Origin of the sequence: Cellulosimicrobium sp. AB352 (genome assembly GCF_049538415.1) — a bacterium.
GTDB classification, from domain to species: domain Bacteria; phylum Actinomycetota; class Actinomycetes; order Actinomycetales; family Cellulomonadaceae; genus Cellulosimicrobium; species Cellulosimicrobium funkei.
In genome coordinates this window covers 1-19,967 of sequence record NZ_JBMVFX010000031.1, presented here as the reverse complement: position 1 = coordinate 19,967, position 19,967 = coordinate 1, and the positions used below count along the sequence as shown (strand labels likewise).

The window sequence follows — 19,967 nt, the reverse complement described above, 5'->3', positions numbered from 1 at the left end:
GGGCGTGCGGCTCAGCGCCGCAGGAAGCCCATGCGGTCGTCGGGGTCGACGCGCTCGAGGATGGCGCCCGCGATGGCGTCCAGCTGCTCGACCTGCTCGTCGGTGAGCGCGTCGATCACGTGGTCGCGCACCGTCCCGACGTGCCCGGGCGCGGTCGCGACGACCTTCTCCCAGCCGGCGTCGGTGAGGTGCGCGTTCGTCGCGCGGCGGTCCTCGGGGCACGGCACGCGCTCGACCAGGCCACGCTTCTCGAGGCGCGCGACGACGTGGGAGAGCCGGGGGAGCGTGGCGTTGGTGGCGCCCGCGAGGTCGGTCATGCGCAGCGTGCGCCGCGGCGCCTCGGAGAGCATCGCGAGCACGTAGTACTCGAAGTGGCTGAGGTCGGCGTCGCGCCGGAGCTGGGAGTCGAGGACGCCCGGCAGCAGCTCCACGACCGCCACGAGCCGCTTCCACGCGTCGAGCTGCTGGTCGTCGAGCCAGCGGGGTTCCGTCGTCATCGTGCCTCCTCCGGTGCGGCGATCCGCATAGTTGACGGTACAACTTTAGCGGCGTACGGTGTTAGTTGTAGCAACAACTAATAGCCGACCGTCGGGCCGGCGGAGGAAGGGAAGCCACCATGAGCAGCATCACCATCGTCGGCGCCGGGAACATGGGCTCGGCCATCGCCGGTCTCGCGCTCGCCGCGGGCAGCCAGGTGCAGGTCCTGACCCGTGAGGCCACCGAGGTCGACCCGCGCGTCACGGCGGGCACCGTCGGCGACGAGATCACCGGCGACGTCGTCGTGCTCGCGCTCCCGTACGGGGCGCTCGACGACGTCCTCGGCGCCTACGAGGGCCGCCTCGACGGCAAGGTGCTCGTCGACATCACCAACCCGCTCGACTTCGCGACGTTCGACTCCCTCGTCGTGCCCGACGGCTCGTCGGCCGCGGCGCAGATCCAGGAGCGCGTCCCGGGCGCGCGGGTCCTCAAGGCGTTCAACACGAACTTCGCGGCGACGCTCGCCACCGGCCAGGTCGGGCCGCTCCCGACGACGGTCCTCGTCGCGGGCGACGACGCCGACGCGAAGGCCGCCCTCGCGGGCGCCGTGTCCGGGGTCCGCGTCGTCGACGCCGGCTCGCTGAAGCGCGCGCACGAGCTCGAGGCTCTCGGCTTCCTGCAGCTCACGCTCGCGGCGGGGGAGAAGACCTCCTGGACGACGGGCTTCGCGCTCGCCGAGTGACCCCGCCCGCTCACGCACGACGGCGGCCGGCCACCCCGCGGGGGTGACCGGCCGCCGTCGTGCGCGGAGCCTCAGCCGCGCGCCTTCTCGACGGCCGCGCGGGCCGCCTCGTGCTCCGCCTTCTGGGCGTCCCGCAGGGCCTTCTCGAGCTCGCGCACCTTCTTCTGGGCCTCGCGCACGCGCCGCTCCGCGTCGCGCCGCCGGAGCGTCGCCTTCTTGACCCGTGCGTCCTTGACGTGCACGGCGACCTCGACGGGCGCGACGGCGTCGCGCGGGTCCGTCGCCGGTGCGGGTTCCGTGACCGTGGTGGGCTGCCGCCCGGGCGCGCGGCCCGCGCCGGGCGCCCCGGCGGCCCGCGCGTCGACGTAGACGGCGATCCCGTCGAGCACCCGCTCCAGGCCCCACGCGGTGTCGTCGATCTCGCCCTCGCCCGCGTACGTGCCGGCCTCGACGAGCGGGCGCAGGTAGGGGAACCGCACCTCGTCCACGAGCCCGCGCAGCGCGTCGGCCCACGCGCCGCCCTGGACCGCCTCGTCGCCCCCGGCCGCCGCGACGGCGCGCGCGAGGTCGGTCTGCAGCCGCGCCGCGTTCCGGGCGTACCCGCTGACGAGGAGGATGACGGACATCTTCTCCTCGTCGTCGAGCGGCGTGGACCGCAGCGCGCGCAGCCCGGCGTCCGCGCCGCGCAGGTTGTTCGGCGTGAGCGGCGCGCCGGTCACGGGGATGTCGAGGAACCACGGGTGCGACGCGAACACCGCCATCGTGAACTGCGCCCACTCGCGCAGCTCGGTGCGCCAGTCGGCGGGCTCGTGCGCGGGCGGGTACTCGACGTCGAGCGCGGCCTCCTGCATGAGGAGCAGCAGGTCGTCCTTGCTCGTGACGTACCGGTAGAGCGACATCGTCGTGAAGCCGAGGCTCTGCGCCACCTTCGCCATGGACACGGCCCCGAGCCCGTCGGCGTCGGCGATCTCGATGGCCGCGTCGACGATCCGCTCGATGCTCAGCTCGCGCTTGGGCGCGCGCTCGGGGCGTTCGGCCACGCCCCACGCGAGCGCGAGCCGGGGCGGGAGGTCGGGTGCGTCCGTCATGGGCTCATCCTCCCCGACGGCGCCCGGACCCGGGGCGCAGCCGTGCCGAGCAGGCCTTCCCACCTGCTTGGCCGCGGGGCGGGCGGGTGGGGGGAGGGGCCGGAGGGGGTCAGCGGGCCGTCCGTCGGCGGTAGAGGAGAGAGCCGGCGGCGCAGCTCGCGACGAGGAAGCCGCCGAGCCACGCGACGGCCGTGAGGACCGTCGACGCGTCGGGCGCGCCTGCGAGCAGCCCGCGGAACGTCTCGATGACCGGCGTGAACGGCTGGTTCTCGGCGAACCCGTGCAGCCACGACGGCATGGTGTCGATCGGGACGAACCCCGAGCTGAGGTAGGGCACGAACAGGAAGAGGAAGTTTACGGACTGCGACGCCTCGACGCTCAGCACGAGGCCGAGCGCCACGCTCAGCCACGTGAACGTCAGCACGGCGAGGACGGCGAAGGCGACGAGCCCCGCCCAGTCGGCGGGCCCGGCGTCGGGCCGGAAGCCGAGCGCGAGCGCGACCCCCACGACGACGACGGCGGACGCGAGGTTGCGCACGACGCTCGCCACGACGTGCCCCCACAGCGCGGACGGCCCGAAGATCGGCAGGGTCTTGAACCGGTCGATCGTGCCGGACGTCATGTCCTGCGCGACGCCGACCGCGGCCGTCGCGGAGCCGAACCCCAGGCACATCACGAGCACGCCAGGCACGACGTAGTCGATGTAGTCGTCCCCGCCGATCGCCCCGCCGAAGATGACGACGAAGACGAGCATGATCATCACCGGCAGCGCGAAGGCCGTGACGAGCCCGTCGACGCTGCGCAGCTGGCGGCGGGTCTCGCGGCCGACCATCGTGCGGACGTCGCGCGCCGCGGTGGCCGGGGTCTGCCGCACGCGCGGCGGCGCGGTGCGGGGCGGCCGGGGCAGGGTGGTCGTGGGTGCGGCGCTCATCGGGCGCCCTCCTTCCGGGTCAGGGCGAGGAACACGTCGTCGAGCGTGGGCCGCACGACGCTGACCCCCACGACCGCGAGCGCGTGGGCGTCGGCGGCCGCGAGCACGTCGCGGATGGTGCGGACGGGGTCGGCGCTCGGTGCGGTGAGGGAGAGGTCCTTCGCGTCGGCCGTCGGGCGGACCAGCCCGATCGAGGGCGCGAGCCCGACGGCGGCGGCCAGGCTCTCCGGGTCGTCGAACGCCACGCGCACGTGGTCGCCCGCGACGAGCGCCTTGAGCTCGGCGGCCGTCCCCCGCGCCGCGACGCGGCCGTCGTGCAGGACGGCGATCGTGTCGGCCAGGCGGTCGGCCTCCTCGAGGTACTGGGTCGTCAGCAGGACGGTCGTCCCGTCGGCGGCGAGGCCCCGCACGACCTCCCAGAGCTGCGCGCGCGACGCCGGGTCGAGGCCCGTCGTCGGCTCGTCGAGCACGAGCACCGCCGGGTCGGCCACGAGGCTGATCGCGAGGTCGAGGCGGCGGCGCATGCCGCCCGAGTAGGTCCCGACCCGCCGGTCCGCGGCGTCGGTGAGGTCGAAGCGCTCGAGCAGCGCGGCGGCGCGCGGGCGCACCGCCCGGCGGGGGAGGTGCGCGAGCTCGCCCATCATCACGAGGTTCTCGCGGCCCGTCTGGAACTCGTCCACCGACGCGTACTGGCCCGTGAGCGCGATGGTCTCGCGCACCCGGGCGGCGTCGTGCACGACGTCGGCGCCTGCGACGCGGGCCGTGCCGCCGTCGGGCCGGACGAGGGTCGTGAGGATGTTGACGGTCGTCGTCTTGCCCGCGCCGTTGGGCCCCAGCAGCGCGAAGATCTCGCCGCGGCGCACGGTCAGGTCGACGCCGCGCAGCACGGCGTGGTCGCCGTAGGACTTCTCCAGCCCCTGCGCGGCGATCATCGGTCCGGTCATCGCCTTCTCCTCCTCCGTCGGCCGTTCGTGTGCGGCGCACACTGTATGTGTGCGCCATAAACTGTGTGTACACAATAAACACCCGCGCGAGTGGGGGTCAAGGGTCGAGGAGGTGCTCCACGTGGAGGGGCTGCGCGCTCAGCCCGCGCGACGACGGGGAGCGCCGGTGAGGACCAGTCCGATCCCGGTCATCACCACGAGCGCGCCCAGCACGACGGCGACCGGCACCGTCCACGTCCCCGTCGCCGTCTGCAGGGCCCCGGCCGCGGTGGGCGCGACGGCGGCCAGGCAGTACCCGACGGACTGCACCGTCGCCGACGCCTGCCGGCCGCGCCGGACCGTCGGGTACCGCTGGGCGACGAGCGTGAAGATCACGACGAAGTTCGCCGCCTGGGCGACGCCCGCCGCGGACGCCCACACCGCCCAGAGCCCCGGCGCGACGAGCAGGCCCACCGGCAGCGTCAGCCACAGCACCGCGATCCCGACGAACGTCTGCCGCAGGCTGAGGCGGCGCGCGGCGAGCGGCACCGCGAGACCGCCGACGATCGCGAAGCCCTGGAACAGCGACGCCGCACCGCCCGACACGGAGCGCGGGATGCCCGCGAGGTCCTCCAGGACGAGCGGCAGCCACGCCGTGAGCGCGTAGAAGCTCGACGACTGGAGCGCGAACATCGCGCACAGCCACCAGGTGAACGGCGTCGCGAGCACGTGGCGCTCGCGGGCCGTCGTCGGGTCGGTGCCCGTGACGCCCTCCGCCGCGGCCGCCGCCAGCGCGTCCGCCTCGACCGCGGCCCCGGTCTTCGTCTCCGCCGTCGTCCGGTCGGGCGCGGCCTCCGCCGGCAGGTTCCGTCGCTCGCGCGCCTCGCGCGGCACCGCGCGCAGCCACCACACGAGCGCGACGACCGCGAGCACCGACCACGACGCGAGCGCCCAGCGCCACCCGACGGCGTCCGCCAGCGGGGCGGTGAGCGCCGTCGTCGCGACGGTGCCGACGTTGATCGCCGCCGTGTACAGGCCCGTCACCGTCGCGACGTGGCCGGGGAAGTCGCGCTGGGCGATCATCGGCACCGCGAGGTTCGCCGTCGTGATGCCCAGCCCGAGGAGCACCGTGCCCGCGAACGTCCCGGCCGCGCCGAGCGCCGCGAGGTCCGCCGAGCGCAGGACCGTCCCCGCGACGATCAGCGTGAGCGCGACGGCGATCGCCGTCCGCAGCGACGACCGCCCGAGCAGGCCCGCGACGGCGGGCGTCGCGAGCGCGAAGCACAGCACCGGGATGCCGGTGAGCAGGCCCGCCGCGGCGGCGGTGAGGTCGAGGTCGGCCGCGACGTCCGCGACGACGGGCGGGAGCGCCGTGAGCGGCGCCCGCAGGTTGACGGCCACGAGCAGCACGGCGACGAGCAGGACCCCGTCGATCCCGCCGCGGAACGTGCTCGGGCGGGGCGGCCGTGACGACGGCATCGGGCGGGGACCTCCGGGTGCGGGCGCGTGCGGCGACGCCCGCCCGGTCGTCCGGGCCGTCGGTCAGTCGTCGAACTGTCCTCCGACTGTACGCAGGAGCGCCGCGAGCGCAGGTCGTTCGCCCGGCTCGAGCGCGTCGAGGATGCGGGCCTCGACGGCGAGGAGGTCGGTCATCGCCGTGTCCACGCGCTCCAGGCCCTCGGGCGTGAGCTCGACGAGCACGCCGCGCCGGTCGTCGGGCGAGCGGCGGCGCACGACGAGCCCGCGCTCCTCGAGCCGGTCGATGCGGTTCGTCATGGTCCCGCTCGTCACGAGCGTCTGGGTGACGAGCGCCCCGGGGGAGAGGCGGTACGGCTCGCCCGCGCGGCGCAGCGCGGACAGGACGTCGAACTCCCACGTCTCCAGGTGCCCGCGCGCGAACGCCGTGCGCCGCGCCCGGTCCAGGTGCCGGGCGAGCCGGTCGACCCGGGAGAACACCGTGAGCGGCTCGACGTCGAGGTCCGGCCGCTCGCGCTGCCACGCCGCGACGATGCGGTCGACCTCGTCCTCGTGCTGCTGGTCCATGACGCGAGGGTACTCGACGTGTCTCGACGTCAAGACTCTTGACGGCTCGGAGTCACCGGGGCGCGCCGCAAGACCCGTCGCCGCGAGGTAGAGCCCTGGCCCCGCGAGGTAGAGCCGCTGTCCGCCGAGGTAGAGCCGTGGTCCCGCGAGGTAGAGCCGCTGTCCGCCGAGGTAGAGGCGTGGTCGCGTGGGCCGTGCCTGGGCGCGCACCGACCAAGGCGACACGAGCACGGGGTGGGGCGACCCACCGTCGTCGACCACCGGACCTGGCCTCTACCGCGCCGAACCCCGGCTCTACCTCGCCGAACCTGGCCTCGACCTCGCCGAACCCGGGCTCTACCTCGCCGAACCTGGGCTCTACCTCGGCGGGGCGGGGCCGTGCCCCGCCGTCAGGACGTGCGCAGGGCGTCCGTGAGCTTGACGCGGGCGCCGGTGCGCAGGACGGCGTTGGAGTAGATCTTCGCCGCGAGCCACACGAGGAGGGGGATCACGGCGACGGAGAGGCCGAGCGCGACGAGGGCCTCCCACGTCTCGGCGCTGCCGAGCGCGATGCGGACCGGCATGAGCAGCGGCGAGCACAGCGGCACGTACGACAGCCAGACGACGAGCGGGTTGTCCGGCGCCCACGGCGCGACGGAGACGCCCACGATGTACGGCACGATCATGAGGAACGTGACGGGCGTGGTGACCGCGCCGACGTCCTCCTGGCGCGACACCAGCGCGCCGAGGCCGGCCATGAGCAGCGCGTAGCTGACGAAGCCGACGACGAACCACACGAGCGCCCAGGCCGCGGCGGTCCCGAGGTCGATCGTCGAGGTGTCGACGAGGCCGAGGCCGAGCGCGGTCCCGACGCCCGCGAGCACGACGAGCGCGACCTGCCCGAGCCCGACGAGGCCGATGCCGAGCACCTTGCCCGCCATGAGCTGCCACGGTCGCACGGTCGAGAGCAGGAGCTCGACGACGCGGCTCGTCTTCTCCTCGACGACGCCCTGCGCGATGAGCTGGCCGCTGATCATGATGGCCATGAAGAGCAGGATGCCGGTGACCAGGCCGGTGACGTAGCGCGCGGGGTCGAACTCGCTGGGCTCGCCGATGGTGCGCACGTCCGGCGCGGCGGTCGCGACGTCGCCCGCGACCTGGGCGGGGTCGCCCCCGAGGCTCGCGACGGCGTCGGACAGCGCGGTCTGCTGGGCGAGCGTCGTGAAGACCGCGGTGAGGCCCGACGACAGCTCGGTGTCGACGACGACCGTGGGGGAGCCGACGCTCCCCGTGACGAGGGCGTCGAGGTCGCCGTCGCGCACCTGGGCCTCGCCCGCGGCGTCGTCCGCGACGTCGACGGTCTCGACGTCGGTCCCGAGCGTGCTCCCCGTGGTCTCGATCGCCTCGGCGAGCGCGGCGGTCTGCGGCGTGACCCCCACGCGCTCGGCGCTCGGGCCCGACCCGTTCGCGAGGTTGAGCACGACCCCGCCGAGCACGACGGCGCCGACGAGGATCACGGTCAGCCACACGAACGACTTGGAGCGCAGCCGCGTCATGATCTCGCGGCCCGCGACGAGGCGGATCGCGCCCCAGGACGTCAACGAGGTCCCCGTGCTCATGCCCCCACCTCCACGGTCTCGGCGGCCGTCGCGGCCGGCTTCTCCTCGGCGCTCACGACGTCGCGGTACAGCTCGGTGAGCGACGGCCGGACGAGCGCGAACTCGTGCACGGGCCCGGCGGCGAGCGCCGCGCGCAGCACGGCCTGCTCGCGCCCCCCGGTCCCGTCGCCGGTCGACCCACCGGGCACGAGCTCGACGACGGTGCGCGACCCCTCCAGGCTGACGGCCCGCGCGTCGGGCACGGCGCCGATCCACGTGGCGCCGGGCGGGCCGTCCACGACCCAGCGCTCCTGCTCGGTGCGACGGAGCTCGTCGATCGTGCCGACCTCCACCATCGCGCCGTCCTTGATGATGCCGACGCGGTCGCACAGCCGTTCCACGAGGTCGAGCTGGTGCGACGAGAACACGACGGGCACGCCCGCCTCGGCGCGGTCGCGCAGGACCCCGCTCATGACGTCGACGGCGACGGGGTCGAGCCCGCTGAACGGCTCGTCGAGCACGAGCAGCTCGGGGTCGTGGGTGAGCGCGGCGGCGAGCTGGACGCGCTGCTGGTTGCCGAGCGAGAGCTTCTGCACCTCGTCGCCGCGGCGCGCCTCGACGCCGAGCGTCGTGGTCCAGCGCTCCATCGCGTCCTTCGCCGCCGCGGCGGACAGCCCGTGCAGCCGGGCGAGGTAGACGAGCTGCTCGCCGACGTTCATGCGGGGGTAGAGGCCGCGCTCCTCCGGCATGTAGCCGATGCGGCGGCGGGCGGCCAGGTCGAGGGGCCGGCCTTCCCACCGGACCTCGCCGCCGTCGGCGGCGAGGACGCCGAGGACGATGCGCATCGTCGTCGTCTTCCCGGCGCCGTTGGAGCCGACGAAGCCGAAGATCTCCCCGGCGCGGACGTCGAACGACGTGCCGCGCAGGGCGCGCACGTCGCCGTAGGACTTGGTCAGCGAGTCGATCTCGAGTGTCGCCATGCGCTCCACACAACCACGCGCGAACGCGCGCGGCACGGGACAGATGTCACGTCCTGGCCGTGCGGAAGCAGGGGGTGCGCCCCTGCCGACGTCGGGCCCGCCGGTCAGCCGAGGTGCTCGTCGCGCACCGTGGGCAGCGTCCGCGCGGCCCGCACGGCGAGGCGCAGCATCGTCCCGGTCGCCTCGTCGACGGCTGCGGCGTCGTCGCGCCGGACGGCGTCGAGCGAGACCCAGAGCAGCTCGCGGGCGAGCGCGGCGTCCTGCTCGTCGAGCCGACCGGACACCGACTCGACGGCGCTCATCGCGACGAGCACGCGCATCACGGCCGACGTCGGGGGCGCGACGCGCACGCGCCGGATCTCCACGGCCCGGCGCAGCGCGCGACGCTCGACCCGCGTGAGGCGCGGGCCCGTCACGTGCAGGAGCACGACGGTGAGGAGCGCGGCCACGAGGCCGAGGACGGCGGCGAGGAGCAGGGTCTCGGGCGTCGCGAGGTTCCGCCCGGCGACCAGGGCGGCGAGCGCGGTCGTCACGCCCGCGACGAGACCGACCCGCACCACGTCGACCGACGCGCGCCACTCCGCGTGCCGGCGCACCCGGTCGAGCTCGTAGGGCGTGAGGCCCGGGACCAGCACGTCGGTGCGCTGGACGACGCGCGCGGGCGCGCCCGGGACGTCGCCCTGCAGACACCGTGCGGTCGTCCAGGTCACGTACCCCCAGACCGTGGGACGGATCTCGTCCCGTGGGTCGCCGTACTCCTGGTCGGCCGACCGGTCGTGCCCGTGCATCCGCTGCCCCGCTTCGTCGTTCTGCTCTGCCGCCAGAGAGACGGGCTGACCCCGCTGTCATGACGCGGGTTCGGGGAGCGGATCTGCGTCAGGACCTCGTGGTGATGAGGTGCGGCCGCTTCTCCATGTCCGCGAGGCCGTTCCAGGCGAGGTTGACGAGGTGCGCCGCGACCTCCGTCTTCTTGGGGGAGCGCGCGTCGAGCCAGTACTGACCGGTGAGGGCGACCATGCCGACGAGCATCTGCGCGTAGATGGGCGCGACCTTCGGGTCGAGGCCGCGCGTGCGGAACTGGTGCGCCAGGAGGTGCTCGACCTGCGTCGCGACGTCGCCGATGAGGCTCGAGAAGGTGCCCGTGGCCTGCGCGACGGGGGAGTCGCGCACGAGGATCCGGAAGCCGTCCTCGGACGCCTCGATGTAGGACAGGAGCGCGAGCGCGGTCCGCTCCAGCAGCACCTTCGGGTGGCCGCCCTCGTCGAGCGCGCCCGACAGCGCCGCGGTGAGCGCCTGGACCTCGCGGTCCACGACGACCGCGTAGATGCCCTCCTTGCCGCCGAAGTGCTCGTACACGACGGGCTTGGACACCTCGGCGCGCGCGGCGATCTCCTCGACGCTCGTCCCCTCGAACCCCTTCTCGGCGAACAGCTTGCGGCTGACGGCGAGCAGCTGCTCGCGCCGCTGGCTCGCGGTCATGCGGGATCGGGGGGTGCGTCTGGAGTCGGCCACGGGTCCATCATGCCGTGCGGGCGCTCGCCGCAGCCGGAGGGTCCGCGCCCGCCGGCGCGGGCGTCGTCGGGCGGGCGCGCGCACGGGTGTGGTGCGGGCCACGCCCCGCGTCCGGCGCGGATGGGGCGAGACGGGCACGCGCGGCGTCGGGCACGGGGACCGACCTGGCAGACTGTTCCCGGACCCGGCCCGCCCGCCGCGGCCCGGGTCGAACCGGGGGCGCGGCGACGGGCAGGTGACGAGCACGTGGCGAGCACGTGACGAGCACGGCGTCGCCGGGTCCGGTCCGCCTTGGTGTAATCGGCAGCACAAGGGTTTTTGGTGCCCTTGGTCCAGGTTCGAGTCCTGGGGGCGGAGCTCGTGCCACCGATCCCGAGGGGAACACCCATGGAAGCTCAGCAGGGCACCGACACCACCGTCGCCCCCGCTGCCGTGATCGTCCTCGCCGCAGGCGAGGGCACGCGGATGAAGTCGTCCACCCCCAAGATGCTGCACACGCTCGCGGGCCGCAGCCTGCTCGGGCACGTGCTCGTCGCCGCGCGCTCGCTCGACCCGGCGCTGCTCGCCGTGGTCGTGCGGCACGAGCGCGACCGCGTCGCCGAGCACGCCGTGTCGGTCGACCCGGACGCGGTCGTCGTGGACCAGGACGAGATCCCGGGGACCGGCCGCGCCGTGCAGTGCGCGCTCGCCGCGCTCGACGCGAAGGCGCACGCGCAGGCGCTCGTCCACGGCCTGCCCGACGGCGAGGAGGGGCGCGGCGTCGGCGACGGCCTCGAGGGCCCCGTGGTCGTCACCGCGGGCGACACCCCGCTGCTCGACGGCGGCACCCTCGCCCAGCTCCTCGCGGCGCACGTCGCCGACGGCAACGCCGTGACGATGCTGACGACGCAGCTCGACGACGCGACCGGCTACGGCCGCGTCGTCCGCGACGACGCGACCGGCGACGTCCTGCGCATCGTCGAGCACAAGGACGCGTCGGTCGACGAGCTCGCGATCCGCGAGATCAACGCGTCGATCTACGTCTTCGACGCCGCCGTCCTGCGGCGCGGGCTCGGCACGCTCGGTCGCGACAACGCGCAGGGCGAGGTCTACCTGACGGACGTCGTCGCCGCGGCGCGCGCCGAGGGCGGCGTCGTGCGGGCGCTCGTCTCGGACGACCCGACGGTCGTCGAGGGCGTCAACGACCGCGTGCAGCTCGCGACGCTGCGCGCCGAGCTCAACCGCCGGATCCTCGAGGACTGGATGCGCGCGGGCGTGACGGTCGTCGACCCGGCCACGACGTGGGTCGACGTCGACGTCGAGCTCGCGCGCGACGTGACGCTGCTCCCGGGGACGCAGCTCCACGGCGCGACGGTCGTCGCCGAGGGCGCGACGGTCGGCCCGGACACCACGCTCACCGACACCGAGGTCGGCGCCGGCGCGACCGTGACCCGCACGCACGGCTCGCTCGCGGTCCTGGGCGCGGGGACGTCCGTCGGACCGTTCGCGTACCTGCGGCCCGGCACCGTGCTCGGTGCGCAGGGCAAGATCGGCACGTTCGTCGAGACGAAGAACGCGGAGATCGGCGAGGGGTCGAAGATCCCGCACCTGTCCTACGTCGGCGACGCGACGATCGGCGACCACACGAACATCGGCGCAGCGTCCGTCACGGTCAACTACGACGGCGTGCACAAGCACCGCACCGTCATCGGCTCGCACGCCCGCACCGGCGCGGACAACATGTTCGTCGCGCCCGTGAGCGTCGGCGACGGCGCGTACACGGCCGCCGGGTCCGTCATCCGCCGCGACGTGCCCGCGGGCGCGCTCGGCGTGAGCGGTGGCCAGCAGCGCAACATCGAGGGCTGGGTCGAGCGCCGTCGCGCCGGCACGCCCGCCGCCGAGGCCGCCGCCGCCGCGCGCGCCGCGGACCCGGAGGCGCCCCCGCTCGGCGCGCAGGCGCAGGCCCAGCTCGCGGACCAGAGCGCCGCCGCGACGGCCGACCGCCCCACCCCGCCGCCGCCCGCACCCGAGCTCGAGCACACGCTCGAGGCGCTGCGTGGCGGTCGTCCCGCCACCACGACAGACTGACCGCGACCGGCCAGCCGACCTCAGACCTACCCCGCACCCGGAAACCCCACCGAAGGAACCCACTGGTATGAGCAGCACGATCGCCGGCAACGGGGAGAAGTCCCTCGTCCTCGCCTCGGGGCGCGCGCACCCCGAGCTGGCCAACGACGTCGCGCGGGAGCTGGGCATCGACCTGCTGCCCACGACCGCGTACGACTTCGCGAACGGCGAGATCTACGTCCGGTTCGGCGAGTCGGTGCGCGGCTCGGACGTCTTCATCCTCCAGAGCCACACCGCGCCGATCAACCAGTGGATCATGGAGCAGCTGCTCATGGTCGACGCCGCGAAGCGCGCCTCGGCCCGCACGATCACGGTCGTGCAGCCGTTCTACGGGTACGCCCGCCAGGACAAGAAGCACCGCGGTCGCGAGCCGATCTCGGCGCGCCTCATGTCCGACCTGTTCACCGCCGCGGGCGCCGACCGCCTCATGAGCGTCGACCTGCACGCCGCGCAGACACAGGGCTTCTTCGACGGGCCGGTCGACCACCTGTGGGCGATGCCGATCCTCACGGACTACGTGCGCTCGCGCGTCGACACGTCGAACGTCACGGTCGTCTCGCCCGACGCGGGCCGCATCCGCGTCGCCGAGCAGTGGGCCGCGAAGCTCGGGGGCGGGCCGCTCGCGTTCGTCCACAAGACGCGCGACGTCACGCGCCCCAACCAGGCCGTCGCGAACCGCGTCGTGGGTGACGTCGAGGGCCGCGACTGCGTGCTCGTCGACGACCTCATCGACACCGGTGGCACGATCGCCGAGGCCGTGCGCGTCATCCTCGCCGCGGGCGCGCGGTCGGTCATCGTGGCCGCGACGCACGGCGTGCTGTCCGACCCGGCGGCCCAGCGCCTGTCCGAGTGCGGGGCGAGCGAGGTCGTCATCACGGACACGCTGCCCATCGCGGCCGAGAAGCAGTTCCCGCAGCTCACGGTGCTCTCCATCGCGCCGCTCATCGCGCGCGCGATCCGCGAGGTGTTCGACGACGGCTCGGTCACCTCGCTGTTCGACGGCAACAGCTGAGGCTCAGCCCAGCCACCCGGCCAGCGCGGCCCGCAGCAGGGCGCGCTCCGACGGCGTGAGCCGCAGGCGCCCGACGCGGGACCGCAGGGCGCGGGCGACGTCGTCGGGGAGGCCCTGCCCGGCCGGGGGCAGGGCGCCCACGTCGTGCGCGAGCAGCACGTCGAGCACGTCGCAGCGGCCCGGGAGCGCCGGGAGGTCCGCCGCGAGGTGCGCGGCGGCGCGCACCCTCGCGGCCTCCTCGGGCGTCGTCCCGAGGAGCGCCGCGAGGTCGGGCGGGGGACCGCCACGATCCGCTGCTCCGTCGTCAGGCCCCACGCGCGCAAGGCCGGCGAGTACCGGGCGAACGGGGCGACCGCGAGCAGGTCGAGCGGGTCCTGGCCGAACTCCGCGGCGTACTCCGGCCGCTCGCGGTACGCGGCCAGCATCGGGTCGTCGTGGAGCCACGCGCGCAGGTCGGCGAGCACGACCGCACGCCGCAGGTGGTCGGTCGTGCGGAGCGCGTCCGCGGCACCGAGCGGCGTCGTGCGGACGGCGTACGTGCACGCCAGGTTGTACTCGCCGGTCGGGGTCGTGGGGGACGGCGCGTCCGCGCCCTCGGGGTCGCGGGCCAGGGCGGCCCGGTAGGCGCGCCGCAGGCGCTCCCGGGGCGTCTCGGCCGTCTCGCTCGGCTCGCCCCGCTCGCCCGGCTCCGTCCCCGGTGCCGTCGGCACCCGTTGCGGTGCCACGGGCTCCAGCGCCCGGGCCGCGACCTCCGCCTGGAGGTAGAGGCTCTCGACGGCGTCCTGGAGCCGGACGACGAGCGCGTCCTCCCGCCCCGCGGCACGCTCCACCGCGAGCGCCTCCAGCAGCGCGCGGACCGCGTCGACGGCGGTCGCGTCGAGCCTGCCTGCCGGGTCGTCCCCGTCGCGGCCCGGGGCGAAGCACGCGTTGACCGTCGTCGCGGCGCGCGAGTACTGGGCCCGCAGCCGCAGCGAGCGGTACCCGCTGCGGCCCTCGCTCCGCGTGACGAACCGGTCGAGCCAGCGGCCGTACGCGTCGAGGTCCTCGCGCAGGGTGTGGTGCCGGCCCTCGGCGTGCGCGAGGGCGACCTGGGCCAGGTCGTTGCGCGGGTCGACGTCGACCGCGCGCGCGAGGAGCTCCCGCTCCCGGTCCGGCGCGTCGGTGAGGTCGCTCTGGGCGACGTACTGGAGGGCGAGACTGCGCCACGACGTCGCCCCGCACAGCCCCTCGAAGCCCGCGTGGTGGCGTGCCAGCGTCAGCAGCACGACGGCCGCCGCGGCGCGGTAGAGGTCGACCTGCGCCGCGGCGGCGGCCGACGTCGGGTCGTCGGGGTCGAACCGCAGGAGCCCCGCCCGGTCGAGCGCGGCGGAGCCCGCGGCCCGTCCGTTCCTGGTGACGACGACGGCCAGGTGGTCGGCGTCCCGCTCCTCGACCGTGACCCGCCAGGGGACCGACCCGACGACGCCCTGGGCCAGGCTGACGACTGCCTTGACGAACGCGCCCTGTGGCAGCTCGGACAGCGCGGACCCGCTGAGGGCGCTGATGTCCGTGCCGCGGGGCACCTCCAGGCCGCGCGGCGGCTCGGCGCCCAGCTCGCCCAGGAGCGCGACGAGGCGCGCCCCGCCCGTCCCCTCGTGCGACGTCGTCCGGTCGCCCGAGCGGCCCGACGTCACCTCGATCGTCAGCCGCAGCCGGGTCGCGAGGACCGTGGCGACGAGGAGCACGCCGAGCACCGCCAGGACGGCCCCCGCCGCGAGGGACCCCGCCGCGACGGACCCCGCCGCGGGCCCTGCCGCGACGGTGCCCGGGCCCCCGAGGGCGCGGGCCGACAGCACGACGGCCGCGACCGCGGCGACGCCGGCCACGGCGGCCGCCCACGCCCACCAGCGCGTGCGGTCGTGGCGGGCACCCGGCGCGACGAGCCGCCCGATGGCGAGCGCCACCGCCACGACACCGGCGACGAACCCGAGCACGAGGACCACCACCGCGAGGGTCGCGCCCGCGACGCCGGAGCCCGTCCACGTGCTCGCGCCCGCGGCGGGGCCCCACACGAGGAGCGCCGCGCCGGCGACGAGGGCGCCCCACCCGGCGGCGCCCGCGCGTACGCGCTCGCCCGCGGACAGGACGGGCCAGCGCAGCGTCACGGGGACGACGAGCCGCGCGACGACGGCGAGCACGAGGACGCCGACGAGGAGCGCGAGCAGGGGCGGACCCAGGGGCGAGACCGCCTCGACGAACCCGTCCCAGGCGGACGCCGCGCGGTCCGGGACCGTCGTCTCCTCCTCCTGCGCCGCGCGGACCACGGCGGCGGCCCGCGCGTCCTGCGCGTCGAGCGCGAGCGCCTGCTCCGCGCGGGCCTGCGCGGCGGCCCAGGACTCGGCCTCCCCGGACGTCGGCCGCGCCCCGCCGGGCTCTAGGGCCTCCGCCTCGGCGGCGAGCGTCGCGGCGGTGTCCCGCGCGGCGACCGCCGCGTCCCGCACGTCGGCGCACGCCGTGGCCCGGGCCGCCGGGTCCGCGGGGGACGAGGCCGTCGCGCGGTAGGCGTCGACCAGCGCGACCGCGTCCCGGGGGCGGGAGTCGTCGAGCAGCGCGAGCGCGTCGGCGCACGCGCGCGGGGTCGTGGCGGCCGGGTCGGTGCCCGCGGCGTCCGCGGCGGCCGCGCTCGGGGCCGGGGCGAGCGCGACGAGCAGCGCGGCGAGAGCGAGGAGACGTCTCACGCGGACCTCCCGGGTGCGGGGACGGGCACGACGTCGTGCCCCTCTGACACGAGAGTGGCAGGCCGCGGGCCGTCCGTGCCGTGCTCACCCGGGTGAAACGGGGGCGACCCCGGGCGGTCCGTGCGAGCATGACGGCCATGAACGGCTCTGGGGTGACGACCACCGGTCAGGGAGCGGTGACGGCCACGCCGGACGTCGCCGTCGTCGAGCTCGGCGCCGAGGCGAGCGCGCCCGGCGTCCAGGACGCGCTCGACCGCGCCAACGCCGGGCTCGCCGCGGCGCGGGACGCGCTCGTCGCGCACGGCGTGGCGCCGTCCGACCTGCGCACGTCGCAGACGTCCACGTGGACCGAGCAGCGCGAGGACGGCCCCCGCACGACCGCGCGCCTCACGCTGCGCGCGACGCTGCGCGACGTGGGGGCGAGCGGCGAGGTCGTGCGCGCGGCGCTCGACGCCGCCGGTCCGGTGGGCCGGCTCGACTCGACCAGCCTCGCCGTGGGGGACCCCGCCCCGCTCGCGGCCGCGGCGCGCGAGGCCGCGTTCGCCGACGCCCGCGCCCGCGCCGAGCAGTACGCCCGCCTCGCCGGACGCTCGCTCGGCCCGGTCGTCGAGATCCGGGAGGACGACGGCGCGCCCGGCCCGGTGGCGCGCGTCCTCGCGGCGAAGGCGACGAGCGACGCGCTCGTCGTCGAGCCGGGCAGCCAGGAGGTCCGCGCGACCGTGACCGTCCGGTGGGAGCTCGCCGACCCGGCGGACCGGGGCACGGCGTCGCCGACGGCGTGAGACCTGCACCGGGCACCGGTGACAAACGGCAGGTGCCCGGCCCCGCCGCCCGGTCCTAGCGTGGACGCATGCTCATCCTCGAGGACTACCTGCTGCTCACGCTCGACGACGTGACCGGGAAGGCCGTCGTCGACGCCTCGTACCGCGAGCAGGTCGCCGCGGGCGCGCTGCTCGTCGAGCTCGCGCTCCTCGGCCGGGCCGACCTCGCGGGCGACGGCGACGGCGGCCGGGTGGGCCGCATCGTCGTCCGGGACGCGTCCCCGACCGGCAACGCGCTGCTCGACGAGGCGCTCGACGTCGTGCGGGCGAAGGAGGGCTCCACGCCGAAGGCGCTCGTGGCGCCGATCGCGAGGCTCCGGCCCGCCGCCCGCGCGGTCGCGGCGCTCGCGGAGCGCGGCGTCCTGCGGCGCGAGGAGGGCCGCGTGCTCGGCATCTTCCCCACGACGCGCTTCCCCGCGGCGGACTCCCGCCACGAGGACGCGGTGCGGGCCGACCTCCGACGCGTCCTCGTCGAGGGGCAGGTGCCGGACGCGCGCGCGGCGGCGATCGTCGCGCTGCTCGCCGCGACGGGCCAGGCGGGCCGGGTGCTCGCGAGCGGCGGCAGCGACGCCGACGGCGGGCCCGGACGCACCGCCGCGGGGCGTCGCGACGTCGACGCCCGGGCGCGCGAGATCGCGCGCGAGAGCTGGGCGAGCGAGGCCGTGCGCGCGTACGTCGAGGAGGTCACCGCGGTCATCCTCGTCGGCGCGACCGTGGCCACGACCGTCGCGACGACCACCGCGACGGGCTGAGCGTTCGATCTCGCCCGGGTGAAATGGCGTCGTGCCCCTCGTGGCCGTCGCCGCCGCGAGGGTAGGTTCGCACGGTCCGCGTCGGTCCCGACGGCCGGGGGTCTCCCGGTCCGGTCGTGGCAGCGCCCGCGCGGCCACGCCAGCAGCGTCCGGAGGTGACGACGTGCCCCGGCAGCAGACCGCCGAGCGAGTACGCCTGCGCTGGCCCGACGCCGCGCGCGGCCTCGCGATCCTGCTCGTGGTCGTGCTGCACGCGACGCGCGCGCTCGGCGACCTCGACCTCTCCGGCGCCTGGGGCACGGTCCTGGCCGGGTGGGACCGGGTGAACGCGGCGCTCGGCACGATGCGCATGCCGCTCTTCTTCGCCGTCGCGGGCCTGTTCGCCGGGAAGTGGGTCCGCGGGCCCTGGCGTGCGCTGCTCGCCTCGAAGGTCGCGCTCTTCGCGTGGCTCCTGCTCCTGTGGCCGTTCGTCCGGGCGCTCGGCTACCTCCTCGGGGCCGTCGTCGCGGGCGATCCCGACCCGGTGCACGAGGCGCTCGTCGGGCTCGAGCTCCCGCCCGGCCTGGCGGACGACGGCGGCCCCGCCCTGCAGGTCGGCACCGCCGCGCTCTCGGCGTGGGTATGGCCGTCGGGGATCCGCTGGTTCCTCTGGGCGCTCGCGGTGTTCTTCGTCGTCGCGAAGCTCCTCTCGGGGCTGTCCCCGCGCGTGCAGCTCGTCGGCGCGGCGGCCGTGTCGCTCGCGGCGTTCGCGTTCGCGCTCGAGCTGCCGAACAACGCGTGGGACAGCGCGCCGAAGTACTTCGTCTTCTTCCTGGGCGGTCTCCTCCTGCGTGACCGCGTCCTGGGGCTGGCCGAGCGCCTGACCGTGTGGACCGGCGCGGGCGTCGTCGCGCTCTGGGTCGCGGGCTGCGTGCTCGCGGCGCACGTGGCGTCGGGCGTCCTGCTGTGGGTCGTGTGCGTGCTCGGGGTGGCTGCGGGCATCGTGCTCGGCGTCGCGACGAGCGGGCTGCGGCCGCTGCGCGCGCTCGGGACGCGGACGCTGCCCGTCTACCTCACGCACATGCTCGTCATCCACGCGATCCTCCTCGTCGGCGGCGACGCGCTCGACGCCGTGCCCGCCCCGGTGGCCGCGCTCGCGCCGCCCGTGCTGGCGCTCGTCGCGACCCTGGTCTCGGTCGGCGTGTACGCGGTCGTCTCCCGGACCCCGGTCTACTGGCTGTACGAGCTGCCCCGGAGCCTCGCGCGCCGCCTCGCCGGCCGGCCCGCGCCCCGTCCCGAGACGGCCCGCGCCGACGCGACGCCCTGACGCCCTCCCCGTCGACGGCCGCACGCCTCGCGGCCGCGGTTCCGGGTCCGGCGGCGGGGAGCGGGTTTCCGACTCGCGCCGCGCCCGGGTACAGTTATCAGGTTGCCTCGGCGAGGGACGTCTGACGGCCGGCAGCGCTGGACCGGTGAGCACACCGGCGGCGCGGGACCGCACGTGTCAGCCAGACCTGTTGGATCTCCGTTATCGACTGGGCGGTCGTCCTCCTGCGCGCCCGTCACACGTCCCGCGCCGACGCAGCCGCCCGTCCGGGAGGCCCTCTCACCGTCCGGACAGCCGACCGTCCCCCACTGGCGGCCGGCCCGCAACGTTCTTCCAGGAGTGATCCACGTGTCCGAGATCAAGCTCGCCGCCGAGGCCCGTACCGAGTTCGGCAAGGGTGCCGCCCGTCGTATCCGCCGTGCCGACAAGATCCCCGCGGTCCTCTACGGCCACGGCAGCGCGCCGGTGCACGTCACCCTCCCGGGCCACCAGACGATGATGGCGCTCAAGCACTCGAACGCGCTCTTCTCGATCGAGCTCGAGGGCAAGGGCCAGCTCGCCATCGCCAAGGACGTCCAGCGCGACCCGGTCCGCAACGTCATCGAGCACGTCGACCTGCTCATCGTGAAGAAGGGCGAGAAGGTCGCCGTCGAGGTCCCGGTCGCCGTCACCGGCGAGTCCGCCCCCGGCACCATCCACCTCGTCGACCTGCAGACCCTCGCCATCGAGGCCGAGGCGACGCACCTCCCCGAGTCCGTCGAGGTCTCCATCGAGGGCCTCGAGGCCGGCACGACCGTCACGGCGGGCGAGGTGAAGCTCCCCTCCGGCGCGACGCTCACGACGGACCCCGAGCTCGTCGTCGTGACGATCTCCGTGCCGCAGGACAACTCGGCGGACATCGAGGCCGCCGAGGCCGAGGCTGCCGAGCAGGCCGCCGGCTCCGAGGCCGCCGCCGAGGCGACCGCGGGCGAGTGACCCCC

At 75.6% G+C, this 19,967-nt stretch carries 17 protein-coding genes and 1 tRNA gene; 8 read left to right on the top strand and 10 right to left on the bottom strand.

Features of this window, described 5'->3' with window-relative positions:
* Positions 1 to 11 precede the first annotated feature (11 nt).
* On the bottom strand, positions 12 to 497 hold the full coding sequence (locus ACPCUX_RS17605; RefSeq protein WP_021483746.1) for a MarR family winged helix-turn-helix transcriptional regulator: 486 nt from the start codon (positions 495 to 497) through the stop codon (positions 12 to 14).
* Between the two features lie 119 nt (positions 498 to 616).
* On the opposite strand from ACPCUX_RS17605, the gene ACPCUX_RS17600 reads away from it, so the two are divergent.
* Complete coding sequence (locus ACPCUX_RS17600; RefSeq protein ID WP_144723070.1) at positions 617 to 1,219, top strand: NADPH-dependent F420 reductase; 603 nt, start codon at positions 617 to 619, stop codon at positions 1,217 to 1,219.
* Positions 1,220 to 1,290: 71 nt separating this feature from the next.
* Here ACPCUX_RS17600 and ACPCUX_RS17595 read toward each other — a convergent pair whose 3' ends face one another.
* The 9 genes from ACPCUX_RS17595 to ACPCUX_RS17555 form a co-directional block, all read right to left on the bottom strand.
* Positions 1,291 to 2,307, bottom strand: a complete 1,017-nt coding sequence (locus tag ACPCUX_RS17595) for a TetR/AcrR family transcriptional regulator (RefSeq protein WP_423389284.1) — start codon at positions 2,305 to 2,307, stop codon at positions 1,291 to 1,293.
* Positions 2,308 to 2,416: 109 nt separating this feature from the next.
* Positions 2,417 to 3,238 carry an ABC transporter permease gene (locus ACPCUX_RS17590; protein ID WP_423389283.1) on the bottom strand — a complete coding sequence of 274 codons (822 nt, stop codon included), beginning with the start codon at positions 3,236 to 3,238 and terminating at the stop codon, positions 2,417 to 2,419.
* Positions 3,235 to 4,182 (bottom strand): ATP-binding cassette domain-containing protein, encoded by a 948-nt coding sequence (locus ACPCUX_RS17585; protein WP_423389282.1) that lies wholly within the window; start codon positions 4,180 to 4,182, stop codon positions 3,235 to 3,237. The genes ACPCUX_RS17590 and ACPCUX_RS17585 overlap by 4 nt, the downstream gene beginning before the upstream one ends.
* 138 nt (positions 4,183 to 4,320) lie before the next feature.
* Complete coding sequence (locus tag ACPCUX_RS17580) at positions 4,321 to 5,640, bottom strand: CynX/NimT family MFS transporter (protein WP_423389281.1); 1,320 nt, start codon at positions 5,638 to 5,640, stop codon at positions 4,321 to 4,323.
* A gap of 63 nt (positions 5,641 to 5,703) precedes the next feature.
* On the bottom strand, positions 5,704 to 6,204 hold the full coding sequence (locus ACPCUX_RS17575; RefSeq protein WP_021482856.1) for a MarR family winged helix-turn-helix transcriptional regulator: 501 nt from the start codon (positions 6,202 to 6,204) through the stop codon (positions 5,704 to 5,706).
* A gap of 389 nt (positions 6,205 to 6,593) precedes the next feature.
* Complete coding sequence (locus ACPCUX_RS17570) at positions 6,594 to 7,802, bottom strand: ABC transporter permease (RefSeq protein WP_021482857.1); 1,209 nt, start codon at positions 7,800 to 7,802, stop codon at positions 6,594 to 6,596.
* Positions 7,799 to 8,761 carry an ABC transporter ATP-binding protein gene (locus ACPCUX_RS17565; RefSeq protein ID WP_423389280.1) on the bottom strand — a complete coding sequence of 321 codons (963 nt, stop codon included), beginning with the start codon at positions 8,759 to 8,761 and terminating at the stop codon, positions 7,799 to 7,801. The genes ACPCUX_RS17570 and ACPCUX_RS17565 overlap by 4 nt, the downstream gene beginning before the upstream one ends.
* Before the next feature lie 104 nt (positions 8,762 to 8,865).
* Positions 8,866 to 9,549: a hypothetical protein gene (locus tag ACPCUX_RS17560; RefSeq protein WP_211933006.1), complete on the bottom strand. Its 684-nt coding sequence runs from the start codon at positions 9,547 to 9,549 to the stop codon at positions 8,866 to 8,868.
* 88 nt (positions 9,550 to 9,637) lie between these two features.
* Positions 9,638 to 10,240, bottom strand: a complete 603-nt coding sequence (locus ACPCUX_RS17555; RefSeq protein WP_031317332.1) for a TetR/AcrR family transcriptional regulator — start codon at positions 10,238 to 10,240, stop codon at positions 9,638 to 9,640.
* 318 nt (positions 10,241 to 10,558) lie between these two features.
* Between ACPCUX_RS17555 and ACPCUX_RS17550 the strand changes: the two genes are divergently transcribed.
* The 7 genes from ACPCUX_RS17550 to ACPCUX_RS17520 all read left to right on the top strand — a co-directional run bounded on the left by ACPCUX_RS17550 (position 10,559) and on the right by ACPCUX_RS17520 (position 19,962).
* Positions 10,559 to 10,630 (top strand) — tRNA-Gln (locus ACPCUX_RS17550).
* Between the two features lie 30 nt (positions 10,631 to 10,660).
* A complete protein-coding gene (gene glmU, locus ACPCUX_RS17545; RefSeq protein WP_423389279.1) occupies positions 10,661 to 12,340 on the top strand; it encodes a bifunctional UDP-N-acetylglucosamine diphosphorylase/glucosamine-1-phosphate N-acetyltransferase GlmU in 1,680 nt (559 codons plus the stop codon).
* A 67-nt stretch (positions 12,341 to 12,407) separates the two neighbouring features.
* Positions 12,408 to 13,391, top strand: coding sequence for a ribose-phosphate diphosphokinase (locus ACPCUX_RS17540; RefSeq protein ID WP_024841193.1), 984 nt, complete (start codon positions 12,408 to 12,410; stop codon positions 13,389 to 13,391).
* A gap of 2,854 nt (positions 13,392 to 16,245) precedes the next feature.
* Complete coding sequence (locus ACPCUX_RS17535; RefSeq protein ID WP_423389278.1) at positions 16,246 to 16,890, top strand: SIMPL domain-containing protein; 645 nt, start codon at positions 16,246 to 16,248, stop codon at positions 16,888 to 16,890.
* A 68-nt stretch (positions 16,891 to 16,958) separates the two neighbouring features.
* Positions 16,959 to 17,681, top strand: coding sequence for a GOLPH3/VPS74 family protein (locus ACPCUX_RS17530; protein ID WP_423389277.1), 723 nt, complete (start codon positions 16,959 to 16,961; stop codon positions 17,679 to 17,681).
* A 163-nt stretch (positions 17,682 to 17,844) separates the two neighbouring features.
* On the top strand, positions 17,845 to 18,987 hold the full coding sequence (locus ACPCUX_RS17525; RefSeq protein ID WP_423389276.1) for an acyltransferase family protein: 1,143 nt from the start codon (positions 17,845 to 17,847) through the stop codon (positions 18,985 to 18,987).
* Between the two features lie 348 nt (positions 18,988 to 19,335).
* On the top strand, positions 19,336 to 19,962 hold the full coding sequence (locus ACPCUX_RS17520) for a 50S ribosomal protein L25/general stress protein Ctc (protein ID WP_021482199.1): 627 nt from the start codon (positions 19,336 to 19,338) through the stop codon (positions 19,960 to 19,962).
* The last annotated feature ends 5 nt before the right edge of the window (positions 19,963 to 19,967 follow it).

Bases quoted from the DNA above. Each gene is read 5' to 3' on its own strand.
- ACPCUX_RS17605 (WP_021483746.1), bottom strand. From the start codon at position 497: ATGACGACGGAACCCCGCTGGCTCGACGACCAGCAGCTCGACGCGTGG.
- ACPCUX_RS17600 (WP_144723070.1), top strand. From the start codon at position 617: ATGAGCAGCATCACCATCGTCGGCGCCGGGAACATGGGCTCGGCCATC.
- ACPCUX_RS17595 (WP_423389284.1), bottom strand. From the start codon at position 2,307: ATGACGGACGCACCCGACCTCCCGCCCCGGCTCGCGCTCGCGTGGGGC.
- ACPCUX_RS17590 (WP_423389283.1), bottom strand. From the start codon at position 3,238: ATGAGCGCCGCACCCACGACCACCCTGCCCCGGCCGCCCCGCACCGCG.
- ACPCUX_RS17585 (WP_423389282.1), bottom strand. From the start codon at position 4,182: ATGACCGGACCGATGATCGCCGCGCAGGGGCTGGAGAAGTCCTACGGC.
- ACPCUX_RS17580 (WP_423389281.1), bottom strand. From the start codon at position 5,640: ATGCCGTCGTCACGGCCGCCCCGCCCGAGCACGTTCCGCGGCGGGATC.
- ACPCUX_RS17575 (WP_021482856.1), bottom strand. From the start codon at position 6,204: ATGGACCAGCAGCACGAGGACGAGGTCGACCGCATCGTCGCGGCGTGG.
- ACPCUX_RS17570 (WP_021482857.1), bottom strand. From the start codon at position 7,802: ATGAGCACGGGGACCTCGTTGACGTCCTGGGGCGCGATCCGCCTCGTC.
- ACPCUX_RS17565 (WP_423389280.1), bottom strand. From the start codon at position 8,761: ATGGCGACACTCGAGATCGACTCGCTGACCAAGTCCTACGGCGACGTG.
- ACPCUX_RS17560 (WP_211933006.1), bottom strand. From the start codon at position 9,549: ATGCACGGGCACGACCGGTCGGCCGACCAGGAGTACGGCGACCCACGG.
- ACPCUX_RS17555 (WP_031317332.1), bottom strand. From the start codon at position 10,240: ATGACCGCGAGCCAGCGGCGCGAGCAGCTGCTCGCCGTCAGCCGCAAG.
- glmU (WP_423389279.1), top strand. From the start codon at position 10,661: ATGGAAGCTCAGCAGGGCACCGACACCACCGTCGCCCCCGCTGCCGTG.
- ACPCUX_RS17540 (WP_024841193.1), top strand. From the start codon at position 12,408: ATGAGCAGCACGATCGCCGGCAACGGGGAGAAGTCCCTCGTCCTCGCC.
- ACPCUX_RS17535 (WP_423389278.1), top strand. From the start codon at position 16,246: ATGAACGGCTCTGGGGTGACGACCACCGGTCAGGGAGCGGTGACGGCC.
- ACPCUX_RS17530 (WP_423389277.1), top strand. From the start codon at position 16,959: ATGCTCATCCTCGAGGACTACCTGCTGCTCACGCTCGACGACGTGACC.